The 16,054-nt window shown below is 44.9% G+C and carries 18 protein-coding genes; 5 read left to right on the plus strand and 13 right to left on the minus strand.

What is annotated here, in order from left to right; translation table 11 throughout:
- Positions 1-67: 67 nt before the first annotated feature.
- From NWE73_RS01410 to NWE73_RS01420, 3 genes are all read left to right on the plus strand, one after another.
- Positions 68-421 (plus strand): DUF2203 domain-containing protein, encoded by a 354-nt coding sequence (locus tag NWE73_RS01410; RefSeq protein WP_277577280.1) that lies wholly within the window; start codon positions 68-70, stop codon positions 419-421.
- A complete protein-coding gene (locus NWE73_RS01415; protein ID WP_277576482.1) occupies positions 418-2,037 on the plus strand; it encodes an NAD+ synthase in 1,620 nt (539 codons plus the stop codon). The genes NWE73_RS01410 and NWE73_RS01415 overlap by 4 nt, the downstream gene beginning before the upstream one ends.
- Before the next feature lie 167 nt (positions 2,038-2,204).
- Positions 2,205-3,680: a S8 family serine peptidase gene (locus NWE73_RS01420; protein WP_277576483.1), complete on the plus strand. Its 1,476-nt coding sequence runs from the start codon at positions 2,205-2,207 to the stop codon at positions 3,678-3,680.
- A 14-nt stretch (positions 3,681-3,694) separates the two neighbouring features.
- On the opposite strand, the gene NWE73_RS01425 is transcribed toward NWE73_RS01420, so the two are convergent.
- Both NWE73_RS01425 and NWE73_RS01430 read right to left on the minus strand, forming a co-directional pair.
- Positions 3,695-4,228, minus strand: a complete 534-nt coding sequence (locus NWE73_RS01425) for a hypothetical protein (RefSeq protein ID WP_277576484.1) — start codon at positions 4,226-4,228, stop codon at positions 3,695-3,697.
- 15 nt (positions 4,229-4,243) lie between these two features.
- Positions 4,244-4,861: a 3'-5' exonuclease gene (locus NWE73_RS01430; protein WP_277576485.1), complete on the minus strand. Its 618-nt coding sequence runs from the start codon at positions 4,859-4,861 to the stop codon at positions 4,244-4,246.
- A 69-nt stretch (positions 4,862-4,930) separates the two neighbouring features.
- On the opposite strand from NWE73_RS01430, the gene NWE73_RS01435 reads away from it, so the two are divergent.
- Complete coding sequence (locus NWE73_RS01435) at positions 4,931-5,230, plus strand: 2Fe-2S iron-sulfur cluster-binding protein (protein WP_277576486.1); 300 nt, start codon at positions 4,931-4,933, stop codon at positions 5,228-5,230.
- Here the strand turns inward: NWE73_RS01435 and NWE73_RS01440 are convergent.
- From NWE73_RS01440 to NWE73_RS01490, 11 genes are all read right to left on the minus strand, one after another.
- Positions 5,227-6,435 (minus strand): hypothetical protein, encoded by a 1,209-nt coding sequence (locus NWE73_RS01440; protein ID WP_277576487.1) that lies wholly within the window; start codon positions 6,433-6,435, stop codon positions 5,227-5,229. The genes NWE73_RS01435 and NWE73_RS01440 overlap by 4 nt on opposite strands.
- Positions 6,436-6,489: 54 nt before the next feature.
- Complete coding sequence (locus NWE73_RS01445; protein ID WP_277576488.1) at positions 6,490-7,806, minus strand: ArnT family glycosyltransferase; 1,317 nt, start codon at positions 7,804-7,806, stop codon at positions 6,490-6,492.
- A 2-nt stretch (positions 7,807-7,808) separates the two neighbouring features.
- On the minus strand, positions 7,809-8,939 hold the full coding sequence (locus NWE73_RS01450) for a helix-turn-helix domain-containing protein (RefSeq protein WP_277576489.1): 1,131 nt from the start codon (positions 8,937-8,939) through the stop codon (positions 7,809-7,811).
- A complete protein-coding gene (locus tag NWE73_RS01455) occupies positions 8,939-9,700 on the minus strand; it encodes a tetratricopeptide repeat protein (RefSeq protein ID WP_277576490.1) in 762 nt (253 codons plus the stop codon). The genes NWE73_RS01450 and NWE73_RS01455 overlap by 1 nt, the downstream gene beginning before the upstream one ends.
- A 26-nt stretch (positions 9,701-9,726) precedes the next feature.
- The gene (locus NWE73_RS01460) at positions 9,727-10,872 is read right to left on the minus strand and encodes a class I SAM-dependent RNA methyltransferase (RefSeq protein WP_277576491.1); all 1,146 of its coding nucleotides are present in this window, start codon (positions 10,870-10,872) and stop codon (positions 9,727-9,729) included.
- Positions 10,873-10,875: 3 nt separating this feature from the next.
- Positions 10,876-11,301, minus strand: coding sequence for a nucleoside-diphosphate kinase (gene ndk, locus NWE73_RS01465; protein WP_328517222.1), 426 nt, complete (start codon positions 11,299-11,301; stop codon positions 10,876-10,878).
- A 14-nt stretch (positions 11,302-11,315) separates the two neighbouring features.
- The gene (locus NWE73_RS01470; protein WP_277576492.1) at positions 11,316-11,618 is read right to left on the minus strand and encodes a hypothetical protein; all 303 of its coding nucleotides are present in this window, start codon (positions 11,616-11,618) and stop codon (positions 11,316-11,318) included.
- 97 nt (positions 11,619-11,715) lie between these two features.
- Positions 11,716-12,597 carry a trypsin-like serine peptidase gene (locus tag NWE73_RS01475; protein WP_277576493.1) on the minus strand — a complete coding sequence of 294 codons (882 nt, stop codon included), beginning with the start codon at positions 12,595-12,597 and terminating at the stop codon, positions 11,716-11,718.
- A 169-nt stretch (positions 12,598-12,766) separates the two neighbouring features.
- Entirely contained in the window at positions 12,767-13,924 is a 1,158-nt protein-coding gene (locus NWE73_RS01480; protein ID WP_277576494.1) for an AGE family epimerase/isomerase, read from the minus strand.
- A 119-nt stretch (positions 13,925-14,043) separates the two neighbouring features.
- Positions 14,044-14,253 (minus strand): hypothetical protein, encoded by a 210-nt coding sequence (locus NWE73_RS01485; RefSeq protein ID WP_277576495.1) that lies wholly within the window; start codon positions 14,251-14,253, stop codon positions 14,044-14,046.
- Between the two features lie 120 nt (positions 14,254-14,373).
- Positions 14,374-14,862 (minus strand): ankyrin repeat domain-containing protein, encoded by a 489-nt coding sequence (locus tag NWE73_RS01490; RefSeq protein ID WP_277576496.1) that lies wholly within the window; start codon positions 14,860-14,862, stop codon positions 14,374-14,376.
- A 250-nt stretch (positions 14,863-15,112) separates the two neighbouring features.
- On the opposite strand from NWE73_RS01490, the gene NWE73_RS01495 reads away from it, so the two are divergent.
- A complete protein-coding gene (locus tag NWE73_RS01495) occupies positions 15,113-16,018 on the plus strand; it encodes a hypothetical protein (RefSeq protein ID WP_277576497.1) in 906 nt (301 codons plus the stop codon).
- Positions 16,019-16,054 lie beyond the last annotated feature (36 nt).

A 16,054-nucleotide genomic window follows, 5' to 3' on the forward strand; every position in this document is an offset into this window, starting at 1 on the left:
TAACCCCTCCGTGTTTCATACATACAGATTCTCTCACGACATTTTTGAGGGGGCCTCTTTGGATACTGTGATTGAGATCAATCGCAAGAAGACTTTTAGTTTGCAGGATGCACGTCAGTTATTGCCGATAGTTTATCGCCTTACTGAAGAGTCATGTCGTGAAGTTAAAACTCATGTGAATCGTATTGAAGCCTATTCTGATAAATCTCACCCTTCAGTGGCCGTAATTGAAGAGCAAATTAACGCCATTATTGAGCGTTGGCAGACCAAAGTAGCCAAATTAGGCGGGGAGCCTAAAGGTTTGTGGATGGCCGATTTTGACAACGGGAAGGGCTACTTTTGCTGGAAGTACCCAGAGATTGAAATAAATCACTGGCATGGCTACCAAGACGGATTTTCTGGGCGTATAGTCATTGAATGAGAATTGCATTAGCACAAGTAAACCCAACACTTGCAGACTTTAAGTTCAATAAAGAAAAAATCTTAGAATTTATTCATCAAGCACAGCAACGAAAGTGTGAGCTCGTGGTTTTCCCAGAGTGCACACTTTTCGGGTACCATCCGTTCGATCTTCTTGAGCGTTCAGAGCTTCTTAAAAAGCAAGAAGCTGAGTTTAAAGACCTCGTAAAAAGAATTCCCAAAGACATGGGCGTGATCATTGGTTTGATCACCCGCAATCCGGAAAAAAAGGGTCGTCCCTATTTTAATTCCGCAGCTTTTCTGGTTAAAGGGCAAAAGCCCCGCTTCTTTAACAAACAACTTCTTCCGACTGGCGATGTCTTCGATGAGGCGCGCTTTATCGAACCGGGAGATATGTCTAAAAACTATTTCAAATTCAAAGGCAAAAAGTTTTTCCTTACGATCTGTGAGGATATCTGGGCGTGGCCCGACACGAAGGGATGTTCTCCTTACAAAGTAAATCCCTTGGCGAAGGTGAAGAAGCAAAAGATCGATATGGTTTTGAACCTTAGCGCCTCCCCGTATTTTATCGGGAAGATGAAGCTTCGCGAGTATGTGGCTTCTAAAACTGCCGCTTATTTTGGAGCGCCGATCATGTATGCAAACTTGGTAGGTGCCCAGGATGAGATCATCTTTGATGGTGCAAGCTTCGTGATGGATAAAAAGGGCAAAAAGATTTTAAACTGTCTTCCCTTTGAAGAAGATATCAATGTGATTGATATCGACACGATGGAAGTTTGGAACAAAACCGCGAAAATCGAGACAGCCGAAGAGCTTCGTCGCGCTTTAGTGCTGGGTCTTCGTGATTTCTGTCAAAAGACGGGATTGAAGAAGGTTCATCTTGGTTTGAGTGGAGGCATCGATTCAGCTGTGGTGGCGGCCTTGGCGGTGGATGCTTTGGGTCCGGCTAACGTTGCGGGAATTGGCTTGCCTGGCCCGTTTAATTCGCCAGAAAGCCTGGCGTTGGCGCATGAACTAGCGAAGAACTTAGGAATTGATTTTAAGATCGTTGAAATCGGTTCAATGTATGATGAGGTCGTAAAGACTTTGGCCAAAGGCATTTCGTTGGAAGGCTTTAGCCTGGTGAACGAAAACCTTCAGGCGCGACTTCGTGGGCTGTCTTTGATGGCTTACTCGAACAAAGAAAACAGCATGCTTTTGACGACGGGTAATAAGAGCGAATATGCCACCGGTTACTCGACAATGTACGGAGACATGTGTGGCGGTTTGGCGCCGATTGGTGATCTTACGAAAGCGCAGGTATATGCCTTGGCTCGCCACTACAACAAGGAAGATGAGCTGATTCCGGTTGAGATCATTGAAAGAGCTCCCTCTGCAGAACTTCGTCCGGATCAAAAAGATCAGGACTCTTTGCCTCCATATGAAGACTTGGATAAATCTGTGGCTTATCTTGTGGAAAAAAATGGAGTTGCCAAAACCGCGACGGATAAATGGCTTTTGCCTATTCTTATGCGAACAGAATTTAAACGTTGGCAAGCTCCTCCTATCTTGAAAGTTTCCGGGCACTCCTTCGGGCGTGGTCGTAGATATCCGATTGCTCACAGGGCAAAAGAGTAAATGAACTGGAAGCTCCCTCGGCCGAGGGAGCTGTTTAGAGTCCCCCTAGCATGTCAAAAAGATAGACACCCGCCATCAGCTCAATTCCAACAGGCTGACTATTAAAGGGCACCCCCTTTGCTTAAGAGAATGAAAGAGTTTTTTTATTCAGGCAGAGGAAGTAATCGATGCGCGCATTTTTAATTTTGATTTCTTTGATTGGAACAGCCTTTCATTCTCATGCCTCCGAGATCACTGAAAAAATCACCTATTTTCCGGAAACCAAGTTACTTCAGGAAGTGAAGCGATTTGAGGGCTCTAAACTGATCGAGTTGATGTCATATTCACTTGAGCAAAAGATCGCATTCCATGAAAAATACGCTTACCCAAAAGACAATCAAAAACTTGTTACTACGGTATCGCCTTATCAGCCCTGTGAAGGGCAAATTGTTGGGCAAAGTCTTTTCAGTACAGAGTCAGATTCAGAGGTTTTGCTAAAAAAGTGGAACTACGACAAGGGCGATTGTCGTTTGCTTTATGTCGATTATTTTTCGCCTGAAAATTCCCAGATTATTTTGAAAAAAGAAACTTATACTACGGAGCAACGTCTGCAAGAAGTGACGACATTCACTTGGGATTCGGCAGGGGAAAATGTGACTTCATTTAGAACCGTCGATACTCATGGGCGTCTAATTAAAAGCTACCAACCCTATAAGAAGTTCGACTTAAATTTCGTTTATGCCAACTATCCTGAAGCGGAGAGAGCACGACGCATTTCATTGCATAACAAGTCGGATCGCTTGCTTATTGGAGTGATCGATTCTGGCTTTGACTATGGGCACACAGAGTTGGCGTTTAAATTTTGGAACAATCCCAAAGAGAGTTTCGACGGTCGTGATGATGACGGCAATCATTGGATTGATGATGTCTTTGGCTGGGATCAAACTTCACAAACTGGATTGCCAAGTGAAAGTGGAAGTTCTTTGGCTAAAGACCGACTACCAATGTCTCACGGTACTCACGTTGCTCATATTGCGACGAGAGATCTTGATGAAGTCGCTATTTTTGGCTTCGCTGGAGACTTTACAAATGTAGAGTATATTAATCAAATTTCTACCTTCTTGCGATCGCATCCTGTTCGCGTGATCAATATGAGCTTTTCGCTTCCGTTGGACAAGGGTGGGGACATGGGCTTGCGCAAATCTGCTAAGGCTCTTGAAAAGATGATTCAAGAAAATCCGCAGGTGCTTTTCGTGGTGGCCTCTGGCAATGACGGGAAGAATATTGTTGAGTATAAAAATCGACAGTTTCCGGCTTCTTTTCACTATGAAAATTTAATAACAGTCGGGGCGTTGGATGATCTTACGTTGGGGCTTAAGCGCGCCAGCTATAGTAACTTTGGTGAGGGCACTGTGGAAATCTATGCGCCGGGAACCAAGATATCAGCAGCAAGCATTGGTGGTGGACTGATTTCCCATACGGGGACTTCGATGGCGGCGCCTTATGTTGTGCACGTGGCCGCAGAGGCCTTGCTTTTGAAACCAGAACTTCAGCCTGCGCAACTCAAAGCTTTGATTCTAGAAAGTGCACAACAAGTTTCTGATGAAGTACTGGGCTCTATAAAAGCAGTTGATGTTGAAGCGTTGAAACGCAAACTAAAATAGGCTTTTTAGGAAGCCTATTTTTTCTTTCGACTTTTTCTCCAGGCAAAAAAGAAAAGCGATAAAAATGAGAAGGCAATCGCCAAGCCTGTCCAGATCAGATCTGTTGTCGACGCATCAGAGGCACTTTTCAAACCGAAATAAAAGATAACAACTTTCATGATAATCATCGCTTGGATCAGCGTGAATATATAGGATCTCAATTCCTTGAAGGCTTCAGTGCGCTTTTGTGTTTGCTCTTCCGTGTAAGTTGGAAAACCCCAGTAGTTGTTTTTCTTGAAACTTTCAATTACCAGCGGCCACAAACTTTCTAAATTTGCTTGGGGAGCTTGTGCGAGCTCCTGGGCTAAGCTTCGGCCAGCCGCTGTGGAGATAAAATCTTTGGTGTCGGCATCGAAAAAGATACCAGGGATAGTTATAAGATCCTCTAGATGAGACTCAGAAATTTTATTGAGGCTGTCTTGGTTAAAAGACAGCTTTAAATCGGTGGCTCTTTTTTGAAATTCTCTTTTGAAAGTTTCGACGTAAAAGGAGTCAGTTGTCTGTGTCATCAGAGCCCCTTGCTTTTAGAGGCCGCCGAAGAAATCCATTTGTTTTGGCTGACGGATAATTTGTGGGAAACGCAATTCAGGTTTCCCAGTCAAAGCAACAAGGTTTGAAACCTGTGGAGCTTGTCCGCCGATAGAAATTCTTTTCATCATTTGCGAGAACATGTGACCCAGGTAAGTTGCATCGGCCTCAGCTCTATGGAATTCCGCTGTTGGGATCTTCAAGTGTTGAACCAAAGTTCCTAGCTTGTAGTTCGGAAGACCTGGGAAGACTTTTCTTGCGATAGGAAGGGAGTCGATCACGATCCCTTTTGGCGCTGGTGATTCGTGCTTCTTAACGTCTGCGGTAAGGAACTGAGCATCGAAAGGAGCATTGTGCGCAACCATGATGTCATCACCGCAGAATTCTGCAAATGAGGCCAACAAAGTGTCGATCGTCGGTGCGCCTTTAACCATGTGGTCATAGATTTTATTGACGTTAGAAGCGCCCGGCGGAATAGGACGAAGAGGATCAACAAAAGTTGCAAAAACAGCGTCAGGCTGACCGTTGATGAAGCGAACCGCTCCAATTTCAATAATTTGGTCAACGCCAGGAACTGTGCCGGTAGTTTCGAAGTCAAAAGCTATGAATCTCATGAATTCATTGATACAAAATGGTAAGGGGGGTTTCAACTAAAGACTGCCCTTTTGAAGGAGTTCTCGGACATGAAGCCTAAGTCTGGAAAATCTATAACCTTTTTACCGGACGACAAGATTGTCTTGGTGAGTCATCAGGACGAGACTGTCTTGAATGTGGCGATCCGTGCGGGTTTGCCGATAGATCATACCTGCGGTGGCTTTGGGACTTGTGGAACTTGCGTAGTTTTTGTGCGAGCGGGGCTTGAAAACCTACCCCCACGAAACGAAATTGAGGCAGAAATGGCCCAAGACAGAGGCTTTTTGAAAGAAGAGCGTCTTTGCTGCCAAATTCCACCCGTCGATGGCTTGGTTCTGGAAAGACCTTAAGGCTGTACGTAAAATGGATTTGTATAAATCCACGTAATCCATTTTTTAGCATCAGGCAAAGGCAACATCGGGCTCACGCGAACCTGCACGCGATAGGTGCCAGTTTGTGTGATTGGATAGTTCACTTCGGGATCATTCACCTGGGCAACAGTTTCCCCGTTGCGAAGAACTCTAATTTCAAAGAAGTCTTTTGGCTTCGCTGGAAGCTTAACTTTCAAAATCATATTTTTTGAGAGCTTCATTTCAGAGCCCATTAAATGAGATCTGTTGTCTTCATCAATCGTTGCGACGAAGCCTTTGGGATCTCCAAGCATGTCCAAAGCCAAATAAGAGTTTCCATTTTTGAGTGCATTGAAAACTTTCACGCGATCACTGTTAAAGCTTCCGGTGAGTTCTGACTTCAACATGATGTGATTGCTCATCACCTCAAAGGTTCTTTTATAGCTGGGGAAGCGAATCAAATAATTCGCCAAAGGGATCGCACGTGCTGAGGCTTCAGTTCCCGCATAGATAACGATTTTTCTTTGCGTGCTGATTTTGTCGAGCAACGCAAGTTCATCAGAGGGCTCGGTATAAAGACGAAGGATCGAAAGGCGAGGGTTGAAAGGATAAATCAACAAACTCCAGATCACTGAAAGTTTGGATTCGGCCCATGCGCGATTCGAAAGACTTTTTTGATTCCAAAGTTCGAAACCATCCAGGCCCGTTGGAATCTCACCGTTCCAGTTATATCCCGCTTTGTAAGGGTGAGCTAAAACCGTGAGCGTGTCTTTGCTCGCGCCAGTTTTTTGCGACAAGAGATCCGCCAATTTTACCTGAGCATCGCCCAGTCCATTGCCAATGGCCTCCTGATTTAGGGAATAGTAAATCAAGCGAGCATCGAGATAGCTGTACTTACCTGCTGAAAAAACCAAAAGATTGCCGTGATAGGATTCAAAAGTAGTCGGTACATTAAACATGTTCACATCCGTGAACATCAGGAAATCCAGATTTGCCAATTTTGCAGAGGTGATAACAAAACTTGCTGGCGCCGAGCCTGCGCTCAAATCTGTGTGGACATTGAGAACGCCTTTATAATCATAGTAATTCGCGGCGTGCTCTGCAGTCAGTTGACGAGGAATGGTGCTGACTTCGTACTGGTTGATATAGAAACCGTACAAGAAATAAGTAACTGCTAAAAATGCGATGACAACTAATGACTTCATAAGGGTTCTTATTCTGGCTTTCGCCAGTTATTTTCCAGCTGCTTTTCAGCTCATTTACTGGCGCGTGAATTCCAACAACACAAAATCGGGAGAAATCTTTTTAATTTCTCGATGAGTCCATTGTTGTTGAGAAACCCATTCAGGTAAACCATTTGTCTCACGCTTCACTAAATAAAAACGATTTCCTGCGGGATTCGCCTCTTTAAGCGTGTCAAAAAAGTCAAAACGGCTGATGCCTTGAAGTTTGTACACCGGAACTTTGCTAAAATACCAAAGAGACGCTGCCATTTGGTAAGAAGCTGCATAAAGGGGAGAATACTCATGAGCGATAGAGCTTAATTTCTGGAAATCATAGGGTTCGCTGATCTTTGAATTTGTATTTCTAATTGCGGGGACAAAGAGAGATGTCAAAACCACCACGATAATGACACTCCAGAAGGCAACGTAGTAACGAAGCCATTTTTGGATCTGTGGATGGCAAGCCGCCAGTACGCACACTGCAGGCAGTGCAATGATCGGCCAATTGGCTTCAACCAAGGCGCGGAAAGAAGTCAGGAAGAAAAACACCAGAGGGAACCAGGCAAAGTAATAAAGATAGCGAAGCTTTTCAGGAAGTTTCGCTTTGAGAGCCGCCCACAAAACCCAGGGAAAAATAATCAGAATTTGGCCAAGAACATAAGAGCTTGTCCAACTGAATTTATAAGAGTCCCGTTCCAAGCCATGCTTGAGCTGAAAAGTGAAAGAGGCAAAATCATTTTGATAGTTCCAAAGAAGGACAGGAGTGCAGAAAATCAGTCCAGTCAGAATCGTCAGTGGAACCCACTTCCACTGGATATCCTTCCACTTCTTTTCAAAGATGAAGTAAAGAAGCAGGCAGGGAACGAAAAGGACGATGTGATATTTGGCGCAAAAGCCAAGTCCCAAAGCGGCGCCCAAGGCGGCATAACTGTTAGGATTCTTTTTCTCCAGGACTTCTTGAAACAAATAAAGCGATAGGACCCAAAAGAAAACCACGGGAAGATCCGGGGTCACAATTAATGAGCCAAATCCCAAGAGAGGAGAGAACAGAACGAGGTACATCCACCAGCGTATTTTCTCTAAGCTCAGGGCATCTTTAAAAAGCAGTATGCCGAATCCCAAAGTGCAATGACCCAAAAGAACAGCGGGCCATCGAACCGCATGCATAAAGGGCTCCAGGAAATGCCCCAGATAGAAAAGCCAAGCCACCATCGGCGGATGATCAAAATAACTCAGCTGCAATTTATGTGACCAAACCCAGTAGTAGGCTTCATCCGCACTTAAAGGAATCAGCGCGGAAATAACAAGCTTCACAAGAAGGCTGATGAGCCAAATACGCTTAAGGTCTTTCAAGACTAGTAGCTCAATTTAATAGGCTTACCAAGATCGCCGGGGATGCCGACTTCTTTGCCATTCAGGATCAAATTGACTGCGCCACCATTTGAAAAACTAATTTTCAAACCGCTGCGGCTCTTAAATGTATGAACTTGTTCAGCGGACAGTTTAATTTTTTGTGGCTTGCCATTGGGAGCTGCGTATTCAATTTCAACAGAGTCCAAGGCTTCCACAATCAATTCTACAGGCTTATTTTTTTCTTCCGGTTTTGGAGTTGGCGTCGGAGAAGGTGAAGCCGCTGGGCTTACCGCTGCTGTCGCCGCAGTTGGAGCTGGTGTGACTGAGGGAGCTGGAGTCGCCGAAGCTGCAGGAGTGGCTCCAGGAGTCACTTTTGCAGTTGCTGGAGGCGTCGCTGCCGGGGTCGGTGTCACCATCGTCGCAGGAACTGTCGCTGTTGGTTTTTTCGTCAGATCACTCAAAGGGGAAGGTTGCGGAGTTGGTTCCGGAGTCATGGACTCAACGGGTGCTACGCTAGCAACAGGAGTTGCACCTTCCATTGTTTGTTCGACTTGAGCCACTGGAACTTCAGCTTCCTTTGTATATTTGTCGATCATCTTTTTAGTAAAGAAGATCAACCCAATAAGCAAAGCACCAACAACGCAAATGACGATTGTTTTGGTATTCTTTTTCTCTTGGAGAGGGCTGTAAGGTTGAGCCTTTGAAATGGGTGCAGAAGGAGTTGCCTGCACATGACGAATAGGTGTCACGGTTGCAGCGGGAGCTGGCTTTTCCTCTGGTTTTTGTTCTGGCTTACTTTCAGTTTTCTCTTCGACTGGTGCTGCTGTTTTTTCTGTCGTCTCAACAGGAGCTTCTTTTACCGGTTCATTGGTGGGTCTGATATAGGGTTGGGGTCTTGTTGAACCGAACTCTTCATAGAATGTTTCAAGAACTTTGTCTGCATCCAGGCGAAGATAGCTGGCATAGCTTTTTACGAAACCACGTAAGAATGTTTTTGCCGGAAGGTTTTTTTCATCACCTTCTTCAATGGCTTTTAAAACCTTACTGCTGATTTTGAGCGAAAGGCCGACTTCGTTAAGGGAGAGTCCTTTTTCTTCACGGGCTTTTTTTAAAATTTCACCGGTTTTCTTCATTAGTGTCCCTTTCGCAGCAGATCCAACATGCCCTTAGCTTTTTCGCGATATTTTCCGTCCGGATAATACTTATTCAATTCTTCAAAGCGTGCCGAAGCTTTGGATTTGTCGCCGAGGCGATAGTAGGCGAGCGCACTGAAGTAGTGAGGCTCATCGAAAAGATTTTTTTGGCAAAAGCCAATGGCGCGGTCTAAAGCTTCTACAGCGCGGCCGTAATCTTTCTGTTCAAAAATCGAGCGGCCATAATAGTTGCTGGCGACGCAGTCATCATTTTTTGCTTTGAGTGCCTTGGCAAAAGCTTGTTCTGCCTGAGGATATTGTTTTTGATTAAACTTTGCCAAACCCAAATTGATATAAGCGCGGTCGGCGGATCCATAAGTCAGATCACTCAAAACAATATCGAGTTCCTTTTCCGCATCTGCGTACTTGCCCTCTTCAATCAAAACACGGGACAAGTTGTTGCGCGCATCTGTGTAGTTGGGCTGAGTCGTCACAGCTCTGCGAAATTGCTTTTCGGCAAGATCATAACGTTCACGCAGGAAGTAGACTTGTCCCAGATTATTCATGATCAAAGGATTTTTGGGGTCATATTCTTGAGCTTTTAACAAAGCAGAAAGAGCACTGGGATAATTGCCTTCTTCGATAAGGGAACTTCCCATTCGAAGATAGAGATCAGCTTTTTCTTTGTTCTGTGTGCTTGCACAACCCATCATTGAAACGACAACCGGGATTGAGCAAAGAGCGATAATCCATTTACGCATCCTAAAAAGGTATCATTCGAGGGGGATTAGTCAACCCTCAGCTCGGCAATAGTCTCTACATGGTCTGTCTGTGGAAACATCTCGAAGGCTTGTACCTTTGCTAGGTGGTATTTGCGACCCATCTTTTCCGCGTATTCGAAGAACCATTTGAGGTCGCGAGCTAGGGAAACGGGGTGGCAACTGATGTAAATGATCTTCTTCGGCTGGCTGGCGGCCAAAGCGCGCATAATGTATTCGCTGGCACCCGCGCGCGGGGGGTCCAGGACGACAAGGTCCTGCTTCGAGATCGAAGCTCTTTTCATGTAGCTTTCAACGTCCGAAAGGAAATAGTGCAGTCTCTTGTCTTTACTTTGAGCACGGCCCCGCTCGACCAGCTTTGGATTGAGCTCCACAGCTGTGATTGAGGATGCGGTTTTATACTTCTGTGCTAGAGGGAACGTGAAGTTTCCCGATCCAGCATACAAGTCAAAAACCTGTGAATAAATATCCTCACCGGCCCAGTCCAGGGCGGTCTTCAGAAGATCTTCATTTTGGAATCGATTCACTTGTGAGAATCCGATGCCGTCGTCTTCGTCGGTGATTAAACCATAACGAACCTCTTCGGTATCTGAGATATACATTTCCAGACGTTGCAAGTCTTTGGACTTCTTGGCTTCAGCCCATGCTTTCACTTCTGGAAACTTATTGGTTAAAGCCTCTTCAGTGATCAGGCAATCATCGATCTCGACAATTTCATGAGAATTTCTGGCAAAAAAACCAAATTTTCCGTCTTTGAACTTTGGCTGAATGCGGTTGCGATAGCGCAAAACACGGGGGCTTTGTTGCAATGGCAAGTATTCGAAATTCAGATTCGGATTGAACTTTTTGATGGTTTCAAGAACCAACAATTCCTTCTGGCGACGTTGTTCTTCTTCAGTCAGGTGTTGCCAGTTGCAACCGCCACATTCGTGAGCATAACGGCAAGGAGGGTTTCTGCGGGCTGGGCCTGGCTTGAGGATCTCAACGATGCGTGCTTCTGCGAAGTTTTTCTTTTTAGTCGTGAGTTCAACGAGGAGTTCGTCTTCAGGAGCGGCCTGAGGAACAAAAATAACAAGGCCATCGTGGCGGGCGATGCCCGCGCCTCCGATGGCCAATTTCTCGATCTTAATTTTGATCTGAGAAGATGAAATCATCAATTATACGTTGCAGATTTCGTGTTTTTCGAAGAACAAAGCAAGTTCGCGAGCAGCAGACTCAACGCTGTCAGAACCGTGAACTGCATTTTCGCCAACGTTGTCGCCGAATTTAGAACGGATAGTTCCAGCGTTAGCTTTTTTAGGATCAGTTGCACCCATGATTTCGCGGTTTTTCAAAACTGCGCCTTCACCTTGCAAGCACATCAACATAACTGGGCCTGAAGTCATGAAAGAAACTAGTTCGCCAAAGAATGGACGAGCTTTGTGTTCAGCGTAGAATTCGCCAGCTTTATCAGCAGTCAAAACTGTGATTTTTGCAGCAGCGATTTTCAAGCCATTTGCTTCAAACATGCTGACGATGTCGCCGATCGCATTTTTTTTCATCGCGTTTGGCTTAATGATAGAGAAAGTTTGTTCGATAGCCATTAGGTATCTCCTTGTTAATTACAAACAGTTTTAGAAATGTCGAAGAACCTAGGAGTTTTAACGAATTGAGTGTTGCATGTCCACTCTTCAGTTCTCCCATTATGCACATTTCGGACTGAAAGCTTGGTTTGAACCGCTAGGTCCATACCTTCTTCCGGCGTAGTGAAGTCCTGGTAAGTGATTGTGTAGGTTCTATCGCCGTTCATAAGGTCCAACTGAGCTTCAATGTCCTCTGTTGTCATGATAACGATTTCATTGATACGTCCCGCAAAAGCAGGGGCGGAAACAAGCAATAAAGCTGCGATGAGCTTCTTCATAAAACCTCCTGAAGTGAGCCGCATTGATAGCCTTTAGGAGGTTTAGTTGTCAACGGATTGTCTTGTGATTTTAATGCTTTAGAATATAGTACAGGCTCTATTTGTTTTGTTTTAGGTCAGGAATCAGTGAGGTTTTTGTAAAGGTCTCGCCGAAACAGGTTCCGTCATTGCAGCGATTAAAATTCAGGCAGCCGCCTTCCTTCTGGATTCGGTAAATATCGTCCTCGAGGATGTCTTCGGCCCCCGAGCTGAGAATTCCAATAAGCTCGCCATTTTTATTAAAAAGAGGGGAGCCAGAACTGCCCGAAAACGTATCCACCTCAACTTTAAAGCCACCAAAGGAACTTTCGTTCGATACTTTCCCAAGATCAGCCTTGAGAGGAAGCCCCAAAGGGTAGCTCAGACTCAGAACGGCGTCATGGGTCGAAATCTTATCTGTAGAGACTTTTACAGGCGCAACTCCGGCAACATCGCGGTCTAACTGCAGAATGGCGTAATCAAATCCTTTGCGCAGATTGTTTTCAGTTTGAATAACAGCCGTGCAGGAATAAAGGGTGTCGAGAGAGTTGGATTTCGCAGCTTGCTCAGCAGTCCATCCGAAATGAAAGCGAATATGTTCACAGCCGCCTTCATGCGGTAAACAATGTCCCGCAGTCAAAACTCGGTTGGGAGCGATCAAAACTCCAGTACAAAATCCAACCAGGGGTTGATCAAGGAACGGCTCGTTTTTGCAGAGTGGAAAGCTGTTTTTCAATGTTCTGACCGGAAACCTAAATTTCCCAGAAGCATCAACCTTCAGATTATAATCTTGAACTAAACTTGCCGTCGCCGCAGCTAAAGCATAGTACCTATCACCAGAGCTGACCTCTTTACGAGTATCTTCCCCATAAATAACAGCCTCACCGGCAACCTCAGTCACCAAAGACTTCTGCTCAGAACAAGCAGCTAACAAAAGAAACAAAAGACAAATCTTTTTCATTAAGAATTCTCATAGCAAATAAGCCCCTCACTGGGGAGGCTCCAGAGCTAACCAAGAAAACTCTATAGGGTACGCCGTACCTTTTTGCGATGCTGAGCATTCAAATAGCGCAAGATTTTCGCAAAAGGTGCCAGGCACCTTTTGCTTCACTCATTGCATTAAAGAGGACTTAGATTTTCAGTCTAAAATTGATGTATTCTTCCATCGCATTGACGATGTGGTAGAGCGAACTGGCCTTAGCTGAGTTCGCATTGAAAGTGTCTGTTTCAGAGAGCATATCGAACCACATGCCCTTCATGGGAGTTTCGAAAAACTTGAACAAAGTTCCCATCGCCTCATCCGCACCTTTTGCATAAAGAGCTTTTTGTTCGCTGGAAACTTCCGTTCCCAGGCGGACCGCGGCTTTGATGCGCTCACATTGAGGCCAGAAGCGGGAGGATTGAGTTTTGGGAGTGTAGTCACTCCACATCTCGTCGAAGACAACTTTGCGAGTAGGTGACGTGCCGTATTTCTCTGCCAATAAGAATAACTGATGGCGTGTGGCTTTCAAATCCTGTCCTGTGAGATCTTGATACAGCGACATCAGCCAAGCCCACTCATACTGGTGTCCTGGCTCATAGATGAATTTTCCGTTTTCACGAAGGTGATTCCAGCTTTCATCGAAGTACTCTCCCAGAACTTGAGTTTGGGGGTCGATAAACTTGGTTGTCGCCAAGGTGATAAGTTCGTGTCCGAGATCTTTCCACTCTTGATCCTGATCGACTTGCATCCAGGCAACTGCGGATTCAAAAAGATGCATATGGGGATTTGATTTATAGGAAACCCCGCCTTTTTCGTCGAGCTCGGTGTAGCCGCCACCTTTTACTTTGCGCTCACGCTGAAGATATTTCACCAACGCTTTTGCGCGATTCTTAATTTCTTCATTAGGCGCAATCGAATAGGCTTGGGCCAATCCGAAAAGAGCGAAGGCTTGTGTATAAAGATCTGGATTTCTGCTTTTAGGAGTTCCATCTGGATTGATTGAGTAGATAAATGCGCCAGAAGGTAAAGAGAAGCGCTCGACCATGTAGCGAGTGCCTTGTTCAATGGCCGCGTAGGCAATTTCCTTTGGGCAGCAACCAAGTTTGTAACCAGTCAGGAACGAATAAATCTGACGAGATTGCACCATGGCACGACGTGGAACATCCATTGGCTCACCGGTAAAAGTGATGCTTTCAACGAAGCCACCTTTTTCTTTGTCGATGCCTTTTTGATTCCATAGAGGATAGACATCTTGAGTGAGCCATTGCTTTGATTTTTCAATAAATTGCGCGGGTGAATTAGTCATGTATAGAAGAATTAGATCGACCGATCTTTTGGTCAAGAATTAACCACAGCAGTCCTGTGTTATTGCTGATTTTTTCTTGGCAACACACATAGCGAGATTCTTTCGGTGCCTGCCAGGAACTAAAGGTTATCGATGACCAGATAGGGAATGATCAGATACAAAGTGATGTCACGGATGAGATAATATACAACAATGCCAGCGAAGACTTTCCAGCCGTACTTTTTGCGAAGGCCTTTGAAGCCACTTTCTTTGAATGTCGCTTTGACGTCTTTGAGCATATTCAATCCCGGAATCGTAGCGAGTTCAGAATTATATACTACAGACTTCATAAAGACCTCAACAGAGAAGAGGGAGGCAGGTTCCTCCCTGGGTTTATTACAAGGAAACACCTGTCTTTTGTGCGATGGTTCGGCGAACTCAGGGCACTGAATATTTAGACCTAATTACTCCTAGGATTGTTTGAGGCGGTAGGAAAGTTGTTTAAAAGCGAATGAAGCAAGATGTTGAATCCGCTCAAAGAGGTTCAGGGGACGTGCATGCTCCTCTAAGAGCGGAATGATTTCTTTTCGACCAAAAGTTTTTGCAAAATCCAAAGCCGTTTGATGAGCGAAGTTTTGCAAGTCGGTGCGCGCGCCGTTCTTTAAGAGTAAATTCAAAATGCCAGTGTGACCCTTAAAGGCGGCGCCCATCAAAACTGAATTTCCGCCCCTATCGACGGAGTTGGCATCAGCTCCAGCCTCTACCAAAAGGAGGGCGGCATCGTATTGATCGTTGTATGCCGCAAGCATCAAAGCTGAGTAACCGCGGTGGTTTTTTTCATTGATATCTGCACCCGCCAAGATTTCACGGGCGATCGTTCCTAAATCACCAGTGCGCGCAGCTTGTAAAAGCAGCGGCTCATTTTGCTGGGTTTTCAGATATTCTGAGTACGTACTCATCTGCATCTCCTTAGAAACTCCGCAAGCAGAGCATGTTCGATGCAGTAAGAATCGGCGAATTTGGTGGATTGTTCCAATCTTCTCTATTGATAGATAATATAGAAGAAATCTATTTGGTTATACTGAGACATTGTTAATAACTATGTGGATATCTCTTTAGAGGTAAGCATTACAGAATTGAATTACATTCTTGATTTTACCCCTCGCAACAAATGTTGAAAGACTTGAGAGGTCCTCATAACCTTGAGTGATGAAGACTTCAAGATGGCTGGGCCTTTCGACGCTTTTACATGGATTGGTGATGCTCCTGTTTGTGGGGCTGCCTTCGGCCATTCAAACGTCGAAAACAACCAAAGAGGTTGTTGAGATTGAATTCCATCCTGCCATCATTGCAAAGAGTTCAATCCCAACCAGACAATCGCGTGATTCTTCTGTGGCAAGGTCAAAATCTCGATCGATGGGAAAAGCAGTCTCGCTAAAAGGTATGAATCTTTTTGGTCAGCGCTACTCATACGACTTAGCAGCGAAGAATGAATCTGAGATAGGCCAAGGTAGTGGCCTTGGCGACTATAAAGATTCCGCGACCTATGCGTTAGGCTCTGACAGTTTCTTGGGTGAAAACGATCAATGGGAATTCTATCGTCAGGTATTCGAGCGCATTGATAGTCAGCTTTTATTTGATTCAATTCTAGCTCAATATAGTCATTTCGGAAGCGTTTTTGTTGAATTCGAAGTCGATGCTCAAGGCCGTTTTGTTCAGTCTAAAATCAAAGTTTCCGCCGAAGATAGTATTTTAAAGGTTCATGCCTTACGGGCTTTGACGAAGGGATTGAAAGAATCTTTTAGAAAAGAGAAATGGAATCCCACCGGTAAGAATTCAATTCTGCATGCGAAGTTTGATTACGTGTTTGGTGACAGTGATCTCAATTTCAAAAAGCAGCGCGAATTCGGAAAACCGATATTCCTATTTAGAAGAGCGACGGCTGAAAAACCTATTCCCAATGACCTGAAAGAACACCTCTTGAATGGTGGAATTGGCTACGACGCCTTCGCGGTGGCTGAACGCTGGCAAAAGTATAATAAGAAGAAAAAACTGCGTCAGCAGGAGTTCGATCCCTTCGCGACCTACAAAAATGATCCTCTCTATAGTCTTTAAATATGAAAACTTGAGTGGGGTAGATACATCGATGAG

Source organism: Bdellovibrio svalbardensis, from assembly GCF_029531655.1.
Taxonomy (GTDB): domain Bacteria; phylum Bdellovibrionota; class Bdellovibrionia; order Bdellovibrionales; family Bdellovibrionaceae; genus Bdellovibrio; species Bdellovibrio svalbardensis.